Source organism: Amycolatopsis marina, assembly GCF_900111885.1.
Classification (GTDB): Bacteria; Actinomycetota; Actinomycetes; order Mycobacteriales; family Pseudonocardiaceae; genus Amycolatopsis; species Amycolatopsis marina.
On the sequence record NZ_FOKG01000018.1, the window covers coordinates 98,706 to 115,380 of the forward strand.

The 16,675-nt window shown below is 68.7% G+C and carries 15 protein-coding genes; 1 reads left to right on the forward strand and 14 read right to left on the reverse strand.

Annotated features, from left to right (window positions below; all coding sequences use genetic code 11):
• Positions 1–23: 23 nt before the first annotated feature.
• The 7 genes from BM199_RS25380 to BM199_RS25405 all read right to left on the reverse strand — a co-directional run bounded on the left by BM199_RS25380 (position 24) and on the right by BM199_RS25405 (position 7,163).
• The gene (locus tag BM199_RS25380) at positions 24–2,624 is read right to left on the reverse strand and encodes a CHAT domain-containing protein (protein ID WP_091676322.1); all 2,601 of its coding nucleotides are present in this window, start codon (positions 2,622–2,624) and stop codon (positions 24–26) included.
• A 47-nt stretch (positions 2,625–2,671) separates the two neighbouring features.
• Positions 2,672–3,148 (reverse strand): hypothetical protein, encoded by a 477-nt coding sequence (locus BM199_RS25385; protein WP_091676324.1) that lies wholly within the window; start codon positions 3,146–3,148, stop codon positions 2,672–2,674.
• Positions 3,145–3,750 (reverse strand): RNA polymerase sigma factor, encoded by a 606-nt coding sequence (locus BM199_RS25390; RefSeq protein WP_091676326.1) that lies wholly within the window; start codon positions 3,748–3,750, stop codon positions 3,145–3,147. The genes BM199_RS25385 and BM199_RS25390 overlap by 4 nt, the downstream gene beginning before the upstream one ends.
• 488 nt (positions 3,751–4,238) lie before the next feature.
• Entirely contained in the window at positions 4,239–4,397 is a 159-nt protein-coding gene (locus tag BM199_RS34010) for a hypothetical protein (protein ID WP_177242780.1), read from the reverse strand.
• A gap of 166 nt (positions 4,398–4,563) precedes the next feature.
• Complete coding sequence (locus tag BM199_RS25395; protein WP_245788671.1) at positions 4,564–5,838, reverse strand: MFS transporter; 1,275 nt, start codon at positions 5,836–5,838, stop codon at positions 4,564–4,566.
• The gene (locus BM199_RS25400) at positions 5,835–6,446 is read right to left on the reverse strand and encodes a winged helix-turn-helix domain-containing protein (protein WP_091676329.1); all 612 of its coding nucleotides are present in this window, start codon (positions 6,444–6,446) and stop codon (positions 5,835–5,837) included. The genes BM199_RS25395 and BM199_RS25400 overlap by 4 nt, the downstream gene beginning before the upstream one ends.
• Before the next feature lie 174 nt (positions 6,447–6,620).
• Positions 6,621–7,163 carry a Clp protease N-terminal domain-containing protein gene (locus tag BM199_RS25405; RefSeq protein ID WP_091676331.1) on the reverse strand — a complete coding sequence of 181 codons (543 nt, stop codon included), beginning with the start codon at positions 7,161–7,163 and terminating at the stop codon, positions 6,621–6,623.
• 97 nt (positions 7,164–7,260) lie between these two features.
• Between BM199_RS25405 and BM199_RS25410 the strand changes: the two genes are divergently transcribed.
• Complete coding sequence (locus BM199_RS25410) at positions 7,261–8,211, forward strand: 5'-3' exonuclease (protein WP_091676334.1); 951 nt, start codon at positions 7,261–7,263, stop codon at positions 8,209–8,211.
• 17 nt (positions 8,212–8,228) lie between these two features.
• Here BM199_RS25410 and BM199_RS25415 read toward each other — a convergent pair whose 3' ends face one another.
• From BM199_RS25415 to tatC, 7 genes are all read right to left on the reverse strand, one after another.
• The gene (locus BM199_RS25415) at positions 8,229–9,191 is read right to left on the reverse strand and encodes a helix-turn-helix transcriptional regulator (protein ID WP_091676336.1); all 963 of its coding nucleotides are present in this window, start codon (positions 9,189–9,191) and stop codon (positions 8,229–8,231) included.
• A gap of 80 nt (positions 9,192–9,271) precedes the next feature.
• The gene (locus BM199_RS25420; RefSeq protein ID WP_177242782.1) at positions 9,272–9,565 is read right to left on the reverse strand and encodes a DUF4333 domain-containing protein; all 294 of its coding nucleotides are present in this window, start codon (positions 9,563–9,565) and stop codon (positions 9,272–9,274) included.
• Between the two features lie 170 nt (positions 9,566–9,735).
• Positions 9,736–10,935, reverse strand: a complete 1,200-nt coding sequence (locus BM199_RS25425; RefSeq protein WP_091676340.1) for a GNAT family N-acetyltransferase — start codon at positions 10,933–10,935, stop codon at positions 9,736–9,738.
• A 41-nt stretch (positions 10,936–10,976) separates the two neighbouring features.
• Positions 10,977–11,651 carry a DUF4333 domain-containing protein gene (locus BM199_RS25430; protein WP_091676342.1) on the reverse strand — a complete coding sequence of 225 codons (675 nt, stop codon included), beginning with the start codon at positions 11,649–11,651 and terminating at the stop codon, positions 10,977–10,979.
• Between the two features lie 157 nt (positions 11,652–11,808).
• Positions 11,809–14,643, reverse strand: a complete 2,835-nt coding sequence (locus tag BM199_RS25435; RefSeq protein ID WP_091676345.1) for a DEAD/DEAH box helicase — start codon at positions 14,641–14,643, stop codon at positions 11,809–11,811.
• Positions 14,644–14,796: 153 nt separating this feature from the next.
• Entirely contained in the window at positions 14,797–15,678 is an 882-nt protein-coding gene (locus BM199_RS25440; protein WP_091676346.1) for a diacylglycerol/lipid kinase family protein, read from the reverse strand.
• Positions 15,679–15,682: 4 nt separating this feature from the next.
• Positions 15,683–16,660: a twin-arginine translocase subunit TatC gene (gene tatC, locus BM199_RS25445; protein WP_091676447.1), complete on the reverse strand. Its 978-nt coding sequence runs from the start codon at positions 16,658–16,660 to the stop codon at positions 15,683–15,685.
• Between the last annotated feature and the right edge of the window lie 15 nt (positions 16,661–16,675).

Here is a 16,675-nt window from a genome sequence, read left to right on the forward strand (position 1 = left end):
GCACGCGGAGCGAGGCCGTGCCCTCATCCGCAGCCGAGGCACAGGAACGGACGGCGCAACGGATCGACCGCGTTCGCCTCGGCGAGCGCCAGCGCGGGCGAGACCCCCGCAGCGAGCCCGCTGTGCAGGGCGGACATCGTCTCGGCCGCGGCCTGGTCGCCCACCCTGGCCACCGCGCCGACGACTGTCTTCGACCCGCTGGCCAGCAGGGTTCCGGCGAAGCCGAGGGCCTCCTCCCCCGGCCGGATGTGGCTCATGGCCAGCTCGCACGCGGCGAGCACGACGTGTTCCGGCGGCGCCCCAAGCCGAGTGGTCTCGTGCGCGAAAATGGGACCGTCCACGAGATCCAGCCGGGAGAAGAGCGCGTTGGCGGGCTCGTGGGTGCCGTGCGCGACCAGATGCGCCAGCCTGGAGCCGTCGAGTGCGGCGAGTACGGCCGAACTGGTGGCCTGATCGCCGTCGACGACTCCGGCTCGGGGGTACACCGATCGCAGCTGCCGCACCTCACCGATCGCTCCGGGGACGCCGGGGCCGCCCACGAGCACGATCGGGCTCGCGCTGCCGGGTTCCTTGCGATCGGCTGCCGCCACCCAGGCGGTGGCCGAAGGAACCACCGAAACCGGCCGGGCACGCAGCGAGGGCAGAACCGACCACGGGAGCGAGTACAGCGTCCCGATGGGCACGACCACGAGTTCACTGTCGCCCACCAGATCGAGCAACGGCCGGATCAACAACCGATCCAGCAGGTCGGCGCGCCTTCGCGCGGAGGCCGCCACCGCGTCGGCGAGCGGCTTCGGGAGGTGGTCCGGAGCAAGTGCGTCGAGGTCGGCGTGCAGTTGGCGTGCCGTTTCCTCGGTCTCGGCGAGGGAGCCAAGGCGCACGAGCCGAAAGCCGCCGTCGCGGACGACGACGGCGAACAGCGCACCCTCGTTGGCCGCGAGGCTCACCAGCACGCGGCTGCCGAGTCGCCGCGCGACCTCGTCCGGCGTGCACACCGGCCTCGGTTTGCCCCACTTGCTGGTGTACCACCCGAGCCTGCTGGCTTCCCGTTGCAGCCAGGCGTACCGCTGTTCGAGCGCGGCCACCGGCTCGCCCTCGAGGCGTCGCTGCTGCACCGTGCGCTGGACGTGGCGCATCTCGTTGATGTGCTTGGCGAGCACCGGGTCCTCGACGGCGGGCAGCGGCTCGTAGCGGTACACCTGTGCCCTGGTTCGTTCCTGCCACGCCAGCACCCGGCGAGCACCTGCCTGCCCGCGAGCCTTCTGCAGCAGCAGCCGGACCGCGAGACTGCCGAGTTCCTGGCCGTGCACCGCGGTACCGCAGAGCAGGTCGAGTCCGCCCATCCGATCACGGGCCCAACCCAGCTCCGTCAGTCCCGCGCGGGCCTGGGCCACCGCGGACCGATGCCGCCCAACGGCCACGGCCAGCTCCGCCTTGCACAGTCGTAGCAGCATCCGGTGGTCGACGGGCGTGGTCCGGCGCGGTCGCGGCACCTTCGCGAGCTGACCCTCCGCGGTGTCGAGCGCGCCACGGCGGATCAGTAACCGGACCGCCAGCAACCGGGCGACCGCCGACTCGTCCCGCAGTCCCAACGTTGCGAGCCGGTCACTGAGCCCATCGAGGTTGGTGACGAGCCGAGCAGGTGGCCGCGATGCCGCGTTGTCGAGGACCGCGAGTGTCTCCGCACGCAGCCGGGTGAGCATGGCGACCTCGGCCCAGGATTGGTGGCCACGACGGAGGAAGCTGCGGCGTGCATCGCGCGCCAGTTGCACGGCCATGTCGAGATCACCGAGCAACATCGCGGCAGCGGCACGGGCTACCTGAGCCTCGGCCACGTCCTGCACCACACCGTTGCGCTGCAGTTCTGGCAGAGCCTCGTCCAGGTGCTTGGCAGCCTCTTCCGCCAATCCTGCGGTCAGCAGCGCCTTTGCCTGGTCCAGTTGAATCTTCGGCAGGGAACCGGTGCCCTCCTGCGCAAAGATGCGTGCGGCTTGTTCGTAGTGGTGCAACGCCTCCGGGACGTCCCCGACCAAGTGCGCCTGATCGCCAAGGTTGTGTCGGATTTTCGCTTCAAGCAGGCGATACCCGTGCTCCACGGCTAGGGCAAGGCTTCTCTTGAGATCGGTTAGCGCAGCGTCAGGATCATTCATCAGGAGGTGGACGTGCGATCGATTCAGCAGATTGCGCGTCAACAACAGCCGGTTCTCGGGCACACGCAGGTCCAACGTAGGCAGAATGTTGTCGAGTAGTTGACGGGCCTCAGGGAGCTGGCCGGCTCTGAACAGGACCACTGCACGTTGCAAGCCCGTCACCGCCGCGAGTGAATTCCGTCGATCGCCGCGAGGTAACTGATTCAGTACGGATTCGACACGCGCCAGGTGCGCCAGTCCCGCCTTTGGCGATTCCGTCTCCGCGACCGCGGAGGCAAGGCTAATTGTGATCCGGGCGCGAAGCGCGAGAGCGTCAAGGTCACCACCAGGGAGATGATCGTCAAGGTGCCGCAGTGCGTGGGTCAGTAGCTGAACGGCTTCAGCTGGACGCTGATCAGAAGCGACGTTTGCAGCACGTTCGTACAGTTGGCGCGCTCGGGCAACGATGGCGGGGTCAGGTCGTGAACCGGGCACAGGAACAATAGGAGCACACCTCACAATTCCACGTGCCGTCTGGCCGCCTACAGAATCACGGTTGGCGTTACGACGGTGCGACCTGACGTCGGGTCACCGACCGTCACGACGATCTGAGTCGTCCCTCTCGGAACCTGATCGAGAACGAAACGGCCGCCTTCATCCGCGACCGTGCGGGACGAGCCGTGCTCCGAGACTCGGACCTCCACGCCGAACTCCCCCGCCGGGACGAGCCAGCCGTCGATCCGATGGTGCTTCCCGACCCGGGTCAGGTTGATCATCACCGTCAGATCGCTGACGGTGAAGGTGATCGTGCCCTGGTCGGTTCCACGCACACCGCTCAGCGCATCGGCACGCTCCCAGCGAGCGACCTCCACGTCCAGGTTCTCCAACGCCATGGCGAACTGGACGCGTTCGACCAGGCCGTCGGGAACCGGGTCCACGCTGTCGAGCAGCCGGTCCAGATCGTCGAGCAGCGTCTCGTCGTCAGGAAACGCACTGCGCCCGGGCGAGGTCTCGTTCATGCTGTGCCCCCTTCGCGTTCGAGGAGGCCGCGAATCATGATCAGGCAGCGTCCACGTGTCGGTCCGATGCTGCCGTGGGGCATGCGCAGCGCTTGGGCGACGAGGCGGTACTCGGTGCGCCCGGCGAGGACGGTCAGCTTGAGCAGCTCCTGGCAGCGCTGCGGAAGTTTGGTGAAGGCGGCCCAGAGCCTGCGGTCCCGGTCCGACCTCAGTGCCTCCACGTCAGGCGACGGCTGATCGGAGAGCATGTTCTCGGCGAGTTCGTCCGTGAGTGGTACCGGTGGGGCCTTGCGGCCGTGCGCGCGCTGTGCCTCGCGCCGGGCCGTCGTGATCAACCATGCGGCCAGAGCGCGAGGATCGTTGAGCTGCTGCAGGTGGCTGAACAGCGCCAGCCACACCGTCTGAACCACGTCCTCGGCGGTGTGCCGGTCCAGTCCGTTACTGCGCGCGACATGCCACAGCAATGGGCTCAGCTCGGCCACGAGACGGTTCATCGCCGCGCGGTCGCCCGCACGTGCGGCGTGCAGGCATGCCGCATACAGCTCGTTACCCTGCAGTCCCTCCCAGGGAGGGTCTGCTTCCACTGTCTGCGCATCGGCCACCGTATCTGCCTCACTTCGGTCGACTGCTGTTGATGTCAGCGGTCGCAGTATCCCGGTCGTATCGCGGTCAGTGACCACCAAAAGGCAACCTGAAGGCATCTCTCACTCGTTCGGAGCAGTAGTTGTATTTGATCCGGGGTACCGGCCGGTGCTCGACAGTGTCGGCACCGGCCGGTCGCCCCACCCACCCCAGGCGGATCCTCCCCCGGACCCGCCCGACCCCCTTCGGGGTGGGCCGGCCTCACGTGGCGATGTCTGCCGGCGGTCACCCTGCCCCCACGGCATTCGCCGACCCCGCGGTGCCGCAGGCCGTTCGACAGCCTTCGGGTCAAGCATCCGAGGCTCTCAGTGCGAAGTCGGTCCTCCCCGGCCCGATCCCGCACACCTGAGGCACCGCGTTCTCCATGTGAGCCCGTCTTGGCGGTGGTGTCCGGTAGCCCCCTCGGCTACCGGACACCACCATCCCCCAGTGACCTGTGCTGTCCAGATCAGTTGGCTGGCGGGCTGTTCGGGTCCCAGTTACCCAACGGCGTAGGCGACTTGGTCGGCGGTGTGGTCGGGGTCTTCGAGCCGTCCCCTTCCAACTCGGTGTCCGAGGCAGTCTGCTCCACGGAGGAAGCGGTCGCGTCTGTGTCCTTTGTGCTCATTGTTGGTTCTCCTCAACCGCGTCTGGCCCTGGCATCGGACCACTGTCTTCGCGGAATAGGACGCAGCAAGGGCACCGCCAGATACAGAGATCCCCAAACTTTTTTGAAGAAGTTCGCGTAGCCGAGGCCCAACCATCCATTCGGCGCAATAGACGACCTAGGAAATCTACTCTGCGTAAATCTGTGTCGACACCGATGACTCATTCGGACTAGTGCTGGTGGCTGTGGATACCGGCCGGTCCAGTTCTCGCCACACGGGGAACACGACCGGGCAGAGCGTGGCCAGCAGGCACAGCCCGCCCATCACCAGCACGGCAGGCCGGAGCCCGACGAGGTCGAGGAGCACACCGGCGAGCAGCGTGCCCAGCGGCATCGCCGCGAGCGCCATGGTGGTCAGCGCGGCGAAGACCCGGCCACGGAACTCGACGGGGACCCGCTCGTACTTGACTCCGGCGAGGATGGGGTTGAGGGGACCGCTGCCGAGACTCGACACGACGACCAGCACCAGCAGCAGTACGGGATGCGGATTCAGCGCGAGCGCGGCGAACATCGGCGGCCCGCACAGCAGATAGCACACGACGAAGGTCAGCCTGCGCGGCAGCCGGGCACCGAGCCAGCCGTACAGCACGGCGCCGAGCAGCCCGCCGACGCCGACCGCCGCGATGGCCGCTCCGACGAGGGCACTGTTGTGCCAGACCAGCGCACCGTAGGCGGGCAGCAGCACCGAGGCCAGACCGACCAAGAGCGCATTCGTGGCCGCGACCACCACGCCGACCGCGAGCAGCAGCCGGTCGGCCCGTAGCCGCCTCATGCTGTCCCGAAGGTCGCCCAGATACCCGCGCACTCCGGTGCTCGCGTTTCCCGGTCGTGCCGCGGCGGGCACCAGCACTCCCACGAGCAGGGCGCCACCGAGAATCGCGCCCGCATCGATCAGCAGCACGGGCGCCGCTCCCAGGACGGCGATCAGGGCGCCACCCGTAGGTGCGCCCAGCAGGTCACCCAGTCGTTGCACGCCCTCCTGAGCGCTGGTTCCCCGCTCGACGGACGCACCTGCCGCGTCGATCGCCTGCGGCAGCAGTACGGACTTGGCTGTCCGGGCAGGCGCGCGCCCGAGGCCGATACCGAACGCCAGGGCTGCCAACGCGGTGAAGGAGAGCCCAGTGCTCAGATGCGCGACAGGGATCGCCGCGACCGCCACGACCGTGCCGAGATCGGCGAGGACGCTGACGATCCGTGCTCCATACCGGTCCACCAGCGGCCCCGCCAGCGCGACCGAGAGCAGCAGTCCGAGAGTTTCGAGTGCGGCGATCAGCCCCGTGCGCGCGCCGCTGCCGGTGCTGTCCAGGACGAACCACGGAATGGCGATCAGTGTCATCGCCGACCCGGCGGCGCTGAGTCCCGACGCCGTGAGGATGGCGAGCAGCGGCGCGCGGCGCCTCACGACTCCTCCGGACGCGTCGCTCTCGGGAACGCCGCCCAGTGGGTGACGACGGTGTCATCACCGTCCCTGCGGATGCGCCGGTACCGCTCGACCACCGCCTGCACCTCCTCGGTGAGGGCGAGCGCCTCCGCCGGACTGAGGAAGAGTCGGTCGTCGTAGAAGCTGGCCTTGTCCTTCCAGCGGTCGAGCCACTGCGGCAGTTCGGCGACGAACTGCGACTCGACGGCGAAGCGCTGCTGGATCAGCGACTGCAGGTAGACGTTGAGCGGGCCAGCGAGCTCCGGGTCGTCCACGAAGTCGGCGACACGCATCGAGTGGCTCTCGTGTGTGGGCTTCCACCACCGTTCCCGTTTGGTCCCTCGAGTGGCGTCCTCCTCGACGAGTCCGTGCTCGGCCAGTTGGCGCAGGTGCCAGCTGGTGGTCCCGGAACTCTCGCCGACCCGCTGCGCCAGCCCGGACGCCGTGGCGGGACCGTCGGCGCGCAGCAGGTCCAGCAACCGAACGCGCAACGGGTGGGCCAGAGCGCGCAGGGACCGCGCATCCAGATTGGCGGTGCTCGACCGCTGGGCACCGGGTTGGACACCGTCGATGTTGCCGGGATCGCTCATGCCACAGACGCTATCTTGCAGAGAAGACTTTGCAAAGAGTTCTCTGCAAAGTCTTCTCTGCATTCGGCGCGCCGCTGTCCGCAGACGGGGCCCGGGCGGTTCCCGATCCGGCCGGCTCCGAGGCGCGATCGCGCTGCCCGCGCTCGAGACGACGCCAGCCCGGTTCTCGATCGATCAGGCGGCCAACGCCGCCTGTACGGCGTCCTTGGTGACGCCGAGAGAGCCGAGGACGCGGACAGCAACTCCCGCGTCGTCGTCGTCACTGAGCAAGCCGAGTAGCAGGTGCGGCGTCCCGACGAACTCGCGTCCCTCATCGGCGGCTGCCGCCTTCGCGAGCCGCACGACCCGTTCGGTTCGCTTCGTCCAGGGTGCGGCAGAGGTGGTGCGGGGCTCTCCTCGGCCGATGATCTCCTCGATGCCACTGCGGATGGTGGACTCGCCGGCGCCGAGCGATTCGAGTGCGCACGCCGCGGTGCCGCCCTCGTCGAGCAGGCCCACTAGTACATGTTCAGTACCGATATAAGGATGGTTGAGACTGCTCGCGTACTCCTCTGCAAGAACGAATGCTCGCCTGGCCTGATCGGTAAGGATCTCCAACATACGACCAGCATCCTTCACCACGAAGCGACAAGGCATCGGTGAAGACCCTGATATCGCGGCGACACCCGTCTCAACGTCGTAACGGCTCGTCAACCTCAAGCACGGGCAGCTCGACATACACGCACGCTCATATCCCGGCAGGCCCCAGACCGCCCGCCGACCAACCGGCGCGGCGTGAGTACAGGACACGGCGAGGTCGTGGCAGGCTGTCCGGGTGACCGCACCGCTAGCCCTTCTCGACGCAGCGAGCCTGTACTTCCGCTCGTTCCACGCGCTCCCCGAGTCCCTGACCGCTCCCGACGGCACCCCGGTGAACGCGGTGCGCGGGTTCGCCGACACCGTCGCGCGGATCCTCACCGACCGGCGGCCCAGCCGCCTTGTCGCGTGCCTCGACGCCGACTGGCGTCCGCAGTTCCGCGTCGACCTGCTGCCGAGTTACAAGGCACACCGGGTCGCGGAGACTACTGACACCTCCGACAGTTCCGGCACCGCCGAGGAGGTGCCCGACACCCTGACCCCGCAGGTCCCGATCATCCTGGACCTGCTTGACGCCGTCGGGCTGGCCACCGCGGAGGCGGAGGGCTTCGAGGCCGACGACGTGATCGGCACCCTCACCGCACGCGAGGCAACGGATCCGGTCGAGGTCGTCACCGGTGATCGCGACCTGTTCCAGCTCGTTCGCAGCGAACCGACACCGGCATCGGTGATCTACGTGGGCAAGGGGTGGGCGAAGGCCGAGGTGCTCGGCCCCGCCGAGATCGCCGACAAGTACGGCGTCCCCCTGGAACTCGCGGGTCCCGGCTACGCCGACATGTCCGTGTTGCGTGGCGACCCCTCCGACGGCCTGCCCGGTGTCGCGGGCATCGGCGAGAAGACCGCGGCCAAACTGATCACCCAGTTCGGATCGCTCGACGCGCTGGTCGCGGCGGCGGCGAACGGCAGCGCGGAGCTGCCGGTGAAGACGCGCACGCGGATCCTCGACGCGGCGGACTATCTCCTCGTGGCCCCACGAGTGGTCGGAGTCGTGCCCGACGCCCCGGTGCGGATGTCCAGGGACGACCGGGTGCCGGCGGCCGCCGCCGATCCCGACCGGGTGGCCGAACTCGGGCAGCGGTGGAATCTCGGCCGCTCCACGGAGCGGCTCCTCGCGGCACTGCCCGGCTGAGCCGTCACACCGCCGTCTCACCCGCTCCGGACGGCCCGCCGATAGCGACCGGAGAGCGTCCGTACCAGTTCGACCAGTTCGGGCGGTTCGGTGACGGTGAAGTCGACGCCGAGCAGACCGAGGTGGACGGCGAGCGTGTCCACCGTGTCCGCGCCGGTGTGCAGGACGCAGGTGTCGTCATCGATGGCCTCCACGGTGCCGACCGCCGGATTGATCCGATCGGCGACCAGCTCGGCAGGCGCGTGCACGATGACCCGCGCCCGGTACCGCCACGCGGCCGAGGACACACCACTGCGGACCCGGTCAACGACGTCGCCCGGTAGCTCTCGTGGCGTGAACCGGGGCCCGGAGGGCGGCCGCGGGTCCAGCCGATCCACGCGGAAGGTCCGCCAGTCGTCACGATCGACGTCCCAAGCGACCAGATACCACCGCCGTCCCCAGGTCACCAGCCGGTACGGCTCCACGATGCGCCTACTCTCGGTGCCGTCGTGGTTGCGGTAGGCGAACCGCACGCGTTCCTGATCCCGGCATGCGGCGGCGAGCGTGCTCAGCACCTCGGCGTTCACCCGCGGTCCGGACTCGTCGCGAGGCACCGGCACCGTGTAGTTCTGCAGTGCGCTGACCCGGCGCCGCAACCGGTTCGGCAGGATTTGTTCCACCTTCGCCAACGCCCGCAGGGAGGTCTCCTCGACGCCGGCGATCGTGCCACCCGCCGCCGTCCGCAGGCCGACCGCGACCGCGATGGCCTCCTCGTCGTCGAGCACCAGCGGCGGCATCGCCGCCCCCGCTCCCAGCTGATAGCCGCCCACCGAACCACGCGTCGCGTTGACCGGGTAGCCGAGCGTCCGCAGCCGCTCGACATCATTGCGCACCGTGCGTCCACTCACCTCGAGCCGGTCCGCCAGCTCCGAGCCGGTCCACTCACGTCGCATCTGCAACAGCGCCAGCAGCCGCAGCAGTCGAGCCGAAGTTTCCAACATGGCTCGAAGTCTGTCATCCCGTTAGGAACATAACGTGCCTAAAGCCACCTCGATGCGGGCGCGGCCCCACGCGCTGGTCCTCAGGCGGGCATGCCCACCTGATAGTCGCCCTTCTCGCTGGTCACGGTGATTGGGACGGCTTTTGACTCGCCGCCGATCTGTGCCGTGCACTCGAAGGTGCTGTCCACCTCGACCCGCTTGCCGGAAGGGCAGGTCACGGATCGCAGATCCTCCACCAGGTACTCCTCGGTGAGGATCTCCCGGACGGACTTCTGCATCGCCTCGGCGTCGAACACCTTCGTGACGCTGGTGCCCGGTACGGACGAGGACCGGTCGGTGGACGTGGTGGTCCCGGGCGTCGCGGTGGCCGTCATCGTGCTCCAGTCGGGCGCGGGCGACGACGTTGTCAGCGGAGGCGCGTCGTCTGCCGGAGCCGTACCGTCGCAGGCCGATGTCATTGTCACGACAGCGGCACATCCGAGTCCCACCAGCACAGCGCGTAACCGCACGGCACTACACCCCGAGAAGTTGATCGTTCAAAAGGTCAGAAGAAGGTACCGCACCACGCGGCGACACGGGTACCGAACAACAGATCGGCACGTTCCGCCACGCCGGAGTCTGCCACGTCGATACGACCGACCGACGCCAGCGCCGACGGCCGCCAGGTGCCGAGGTAGATCATGGCAAGGACGTCGACTCCCATGCTCAGCTGCGCAGGCGCATCGGTTCGGGTGACCGCATCCTTGCTGACCAGGTAACGACCCGAGTTGCGCGGCAGGATCGGGTCGGCCACCTCGAGTACGACTTCGGCGTCGCCGCGCTCGCGGGCGGCGAGTGCCGCGGGAACGTCCACCAGCCGGAGCCAGGTCTCGTCCTCCACACCAGTGACCTTGACCGCCCGTGGGTCGGTGAACAGCAGCTCGAGCGGATCGTCGAGCGCCATCTCCGATACCTCGATGGTGTCGATGAGGTCGACACTGAGCAGGAACCGCCACATCCGGGCGTAAGCGTCCGGTGTCCTGGCGTGGAACTCCTCCACCCGTAGCACTGCGGGATCGGCGGGGTTGGGACGAGAGGTGTGGTAGACGACATAGCCGTCGATACCGTCGGCGCCGTGGTGCAGAACGGTCTTCACCGGCGCCTCCGCGCGATTCAACTGCCGGTACAGACCGGGCCACCAGTACTCGGACCTGCGCATCGCGCCCGGCCGGTCGTCGTCGAGCCCGTCGTGAATCTCCGGCAGCCTCGTTTTGGCTGTCTCCAGGTCCAGCAGTTCGACCTCACCACCCGAGGGCGCCCCGGCGCGAACGACGGCCCTGCGCCGGTCCACGACACACCGGCGCCACAGCGTGGCCACCCCGTATCCGAACCGGCCGTAGATGAGTCCCTCGGAGGCATACAGGTTCGCGGCCACAACACCCCGATCGGCGAAGCCCTCAAGCTGGGTTCGCATCAGCTCGGTGAGCACGCCGCGCCGTGTCCGGTCCGCACGGACACCGACACCGGTCACCGCTGACAGCGGCACCCGCGCGCCACCTGGCACGGTGAGGTCGGAGTCGAACGAGCGCGCGGTGCCGATGAGTTCGGTGTCGAACACGCCGAGGGTGCGGTCCGGTTGGTAGGACTCGGTCGAACGCGCCCACTCCTCGTCTGTCGCGGGCGCCACGTGCAGCGTGCCGCGAAACAGGGTGTTCGCGGTCCGGAGTTCGTCCTGGCTGAGCAGTCTCGTGACGTGATCGGTCATAGCTGGATGATCGTCGCAGGAACCATGGCGAGGCCAATGGTTTACCGCGGCATGCCGACCTCGTACTCGTTGTTGTTGCCGGTCACGGTGATGGGCACCTGCTTCGGCTGCCCGCCGATCACGGCCTCACACGTGAACGTGACGCCTTCCTCGATCTTCTGCCCGGACGGGCAGGAGACGCTCTCGACGCCCTCGATCTGGTAGTTCTCCACCAGCACCCGCTGCACGTCGGTCTGCATGCGCTCGCTGTCGAACGTCTTCCCCGGTGCCGCCCAGCCCGGCCAGACGAAGAGGGCCACGGCAGCCAGCGCGACCACGACGACCACTCCGCCGATGATCAACCAGAGGCCCTTGCCCGACTTGCCGCCCTCGGGCGGCGGATAGGCCCCCGGCTGGCCATAGCCGAACTGTCCCTGCTGGGGCGGCTGGCCGTAGCCCTGCGGATAGCCGGACTGCTGCGGGTAGCCCGGTGCGCCGTACTGCGGCTGCCCGTGCTGCCCTGGCTGGCCCTGCCCTGGTTGCTGGGGGTAGCCGTAGCCGGGCTGCTGGCCGTACTGCGGCGGCTGGCCGTATCCGGGCGGTGGCTGTTGCCCGTACTGCGGCGGCTGGGCACCGTAGCCGGGCTGCTGCTCGGGGAACCCACCGGACGGTGGCCCGGAACCGTAGGGTTGTTGTCCCCACTGCTGCGGGTCGTTTCCTCCGTACGGCGTGCTCATTGTTCGCCTCCGCCAATCGACGTCGTCGGTCGGATCGCCATGGTCCCGGTAGGACCGCGCCCGTGCGCCGCCCCAGTCTCCGGCACGGCTGTGCCGGTTGTGCTCACTGTCCGGGGCGATCCAACCACAGGGACGGGTAACGCACGCGTCAAGGTCGTCACGTCGCACCAGCGGCCACGACACCCCGACGCAGTGCGCGAACCGCGTCGCTCGCGGACTGACCCACGGGGTCGGACCTGCCGAGCACGTCGCGGATCTGGTCCAGCAGGTCGATGACCTGGCGAGACCAGCGGACGAAGTCGCCCGCGGACAGTTCCTGCCCGTTGGCTTCGGCCGCTGTGAGCACCTTCTCCAGCGACTCTCCGCGTGCCCAGCGGTAGATCGGCCAGGCGAACCCCGCGTCGGGTTCGCGGGTGCGGTTGAGCCGGTGCCGCTGCTCGTCCTCGGCCAGTTCGAGCCAGATCCGCGCCGTGGCCTGCCACGCATTGGGCACCGGCCCGGACGGCAGCCTCGGCTCCCCCGCGGCGTCCCTGCGGGACTCGAACACCAGGGCCGAAACCACGGCCGCCAGTTCCGGTGGCTTCAGCCCCTGCCACACGCCGTGGCGGATGCACTCGGCGGCCAGCAGGTCGGATTCGCTGTACAGCCGCGCCAGCCTGCGGCCGTGCTCGGTGACCCCGTTGGCCTCGAAGACGTCCGTGTTCCCGGCGTCCGCCGTGTCTTCGGTACCCGCCACGTCCGCTGGGTGCTCGGGGAGCTGGGTGTCCACCGGGGCGAGATACCCGCGTTCGGTGAGCAGCGCCCGAATCCGGTCGAACGCCCTGGCCAGCGAGTGGGTGGTGGCCGCGACCTTGCGTTCCAGCTGCTCGGTCTCCGCGGCGAGCCGCTGGTACCGCTCCACCCAGCGCAGGTTCGCCTCGCGCTCAGCCAGGCCGTGGGCGGGATGCGCGCGCAGCGCCCTGCGCAGGTCGATCAACTCGTCGTCGGAGTTGGCGTCCGAGCGCCGCTTGGACCGCGACGGCACGGAGACTCCCAGATCGCGCAGCCGGGACGCGATGTCGCGGCGGGTCTTCGGCGAACGCAACTCGACGTGTTTGGGCAGCCGCATCCGGTCCAGCGGTTCCACCGGCGACGGGAAGTCGGCCACCGACAGCGCGCCGGACCAGCGGTCCTCGGTGACCACCACGGGACGCGGCTCGCGAATCGGATCGAGGCCGGGGTCGACCACCACGGCCAGCCCGGACCGCCGCCCCGACGGCACCGCGATGACATCGCCCCTGCGTAGTTTCTCCAGTGAGTCCATCGTGTCGGCGCGGCGGCTCACGCTGTTCTGCCTGGCGAGCGCCTTCTCCCTGGCGGAAATCTTCTTGCGCAGCTCGACGTAGGACAGCATCTGGTCGAAGTCGCCGGTGATGGCCTCCGCGTATCCGTCAAGCGCCTCCTTGTTGCGCTCGATCCGCCGGGCGAGGCCCACCACGGACCGGTCCGCCTGGAACTGCGCGAACGACTGCTCGAGCAGATCACGGGCCTGCGCCGCGCCGAGCTGGGCAACCAGATTGATGGCCATGTTGTAGCCGGGCCGGAACGACGAGCGCAGCGGATAGGTACGGGTCGACGCGAGGCCGGCCACCTGCTTCGGATCCACGCCGGGCTGCCACACCACGACGGCGTGCCCCTCGATGTCGATCCCGCGCCTGCCCGCCCTGCCGGTGAGCTGGGTGTACTCGCCCGGGGTGAGGTCGACGTGGGCTTCCCCGTTGTACTTCACCAGTCGTTCGAGGACGACGGTGCGGGCAGGCATGTTGATGCCCAGTGCGAGCGTCTCGGTCGCGAACACGACCTTCACCAGGCCGCGGACGAACAGCTCCTCCACGGTCTCCTTGAACGCGGGCAGCAGCCCCGCGTGGTGCCCGGCGACCCCACGTTCCAGCGCCTCGCGCCACTCCCAGTAGCCGAGCACGCCGAGGTCGCCTTCAGGCAGGTCCGCGGTGCGATCCGCGACGACCTGACGAATCTCCTCGATCTCCTCAGGAGAGTTCAACCGAAGCCCGGCGCGAACGCACTGCCCGACAGCGGCGTCGCAACCGGCCCTGGAGAAGATGAAGACGATCGCGGGCAGCAGACCCGCGCTGTCGAGCCGCTCGGCGACCTCCACCCTGGACGGTGGCCGGAACCGGGGCCCGCCGTTGTGGCCGCCGCGTCCGCGCTGGCCGCGCTGCGTTCTGCCGAACCCGTAGTGCCTGCCCACCTCGTCGGCGCGGCGCAGCAAACTCGGGTTGATGCGGTTCTCCCCGTCACCACTGTCCCCAGCGAACAGATCGAACATCCGGTTGCCGATCAGCATGTGCTGCCAGAGCGGAACCGGCCGGTGCTCGTCCACGACCACGGTCGTGTCTCCGCGCACCTCGACCAGCCACTCGCCGAACTCCTCGGCGTTGCTGACGGTCGCGGAGAGACCGACGACCCGGATGTGCTCGGGCAGGTGCAGGATGACTTCCTCCCAGACCGCGCCCCTGAACCGGTCCGCGAGGTAGTGCACCTCGTCCATCACCACGTAGCCGAGGTCGTTCAGGGTCGCCGAGCGCGCGTACAGCATGTTCCGCAGCACCTCGGTGGTCATGACCACGATCTGCGCGTTGCCGTTGATCGACGTGTCGCCGGTGAGCAGGCCTACCGCGTCGCTGCCGTAGCGGGCCGTCAGGTCCGCGAACTTCTGGTTCGACAGCGCCTTGATCGGCGTGGTGTAGAAGCACTTGCGGCCCTCGGCCAGCGCGAGATGTACGGCGAACTCTCCGACGATCGTCTTGCCCGCCCCGGTCGGGGCGCAGACGAGGACGCCGTGACCGTCCTCGAGTGCCTCACAACCACGAACCTGGAAGTCGTCGAAGCCGAACGCCACCTCGCCGGCGAAATCGGCCAGTTGGGGATAACGGCCCCTGCGACGGGAGGCCGAGTAGGCCTCGGCAGGGGAATGAGAAGCGGATGGGGCCACGACCTCAGGGTTTCACACGTGGTCATGCGCTCGCATGCGGCGGTTGCCGAGGGCACTTGCCTGTGCAATCCGCGCCCGGCCACGGTGTGCCGATCACTGCGGGTAGCGGTTGGTGTGTTCCGGTTGGGTCCGACGAGGTCGGTGGCACCGCGCTCAACCGACCACGGTCAGTGCTCCCGGGACGGACCGGGCAGTGATCGGCAGCTGTCCCAGTGCCTCGCCGTCGGCGTACACCGGCCACTCGCTGCCCGAGAGCTCGACGCTCACCGCACGCATGGTGTGCACCCCCGGGTACCGCACGTGTCGCCCGGTCCGCAGGCTGGGCAGCATCCGCAGCAGTTCGCGCCTGCTCGCACGACCGACGACCGTGACGTCGAACACACCGTCGTCGGGCCGGGCTTCGGGACAGATCGGCACTCCCCCGCCGTACCAGGCGGTGTTGCCGATCGCGACCAGTGTCGCCTCGAACTCCTCCCTGCGTGCGCCGGTGTCCACCACGAGGTGCCGCGGCCGGAACGCGGCCAGTTCACCCAGGATGGCCAGGTCATAGCGACGGGGCCCGGCCGGCCAGCGCATCCGGTTGGCCCGCTCGTTCACCGCGGCGTCGAAGCCGGCGCAGAGCACCGTGCTGAACCAGGTGTCCCCCAGCCGTCCCAGATCGATGCGCCGCCTGCGGCCGTCGGCCAGCGCGGCCACGACCTCGTCCACCGCACGCAGCGGGTCACGATCGACTCCGAGAGCCCTGGCGAGGTCGTTGCCCGTGCCGGAGGGGACCAGGGCCAACGCCGTCCCGCTGCCCGCGCAGAACTGCACACCCTGATGTGCGGCCCCGTCACCGCCGAGGACGACCAGCACGTCGAGCCCGTCCTCGTGGGATCTCGCCATCAACGCCTGCGACTCGGCCACACTGGTGGCCACCAGCAGATCGAGCCGGTCAACCGCGGCACGAAGCCGGTCGGCGACCGTTCCGGCGATCCTCGCCGCCGCCCCACGCCCGGAGTCAGGATGCACGGCGAGCGCCGCGTGCACGCCCACCGCGTCAGGTGACGTCGTCGGTCTTCGAGCGCCCGGCGCCAGGGGTGGCCGACGGCTCGTCGTCGACCGAACTCGGCGTGTACTCGAACGGAGCGGCCTCGTCGTCGGCGAGGTTCTCCAGCCCTTCGGCCCTGCGCTGCTTCGCCAGCTTCCGGTCGTGCAGGCGGGAGATCTGGATCGCCAGTTCCGCCAGCAGCACGAGCGCGAGTGCCAGCGCCAGCATCGAGAACGGGTCGTTGCCCGGCGTCGCGAACGCCGCGAACACGAACAGGCCCATGATGATGCCGCGACGCCACCGCTTCAGCTGGTCGTACTTGAGGATCCCGACCCGGTTCAGCATCACCATCAGCAACGGCAGTTCGAAACTCACCCCGAAGATGAAAAGCAGCGCCAGGACGAACGAGATGTACTTGTCACCGGTGAGCGCGGTGGAGAACACGTCACCACCGAAACCGACCAGGAACTTCAGCGCGCCGGGCACCAGCAGGTAGGCGAGCAACGCACCGGCCGCGAACAAGATGCTCGCGAAGCCGACGAAGGTCAGCGCGTACTTGCGCTCCTTCGAGTAGAGACCTGGAGCGATGAACGCCCAGACCTGGTAGAGCCACAGCGGTGCCACGAGCACCATGCCTGCCGCTATGCCGACCTTCAACTGAATCATGAAGGACTCGAACGGCTGGGTCTGCAGCAGTGTGCAGGTCTCATCGAACTGGACGCGCAGCTTGTCCGGGCCGGAACTCGGCAGGTCACAGTAGGGCCCGGTCATCAGCGTGCCCAGAGAAGGCAGCCTGCCCACCGAGATCTCGAACCAGATGAAGCCCACGATCCCGCCCAGCACGACCGAGAGGAGCCCGTAAGCGAGCCTGCGCCGGAACTCGTACACGTGCTCGATAAGCGTCATCGTGCCGTCAGGGTTGTACCGACGGCTGCGCCGACGCCGCGTCCCGCGGCGCTCACGCTTGTCGGAGGCAGGGTCCGCCACGGCGAGTTCCGTTCT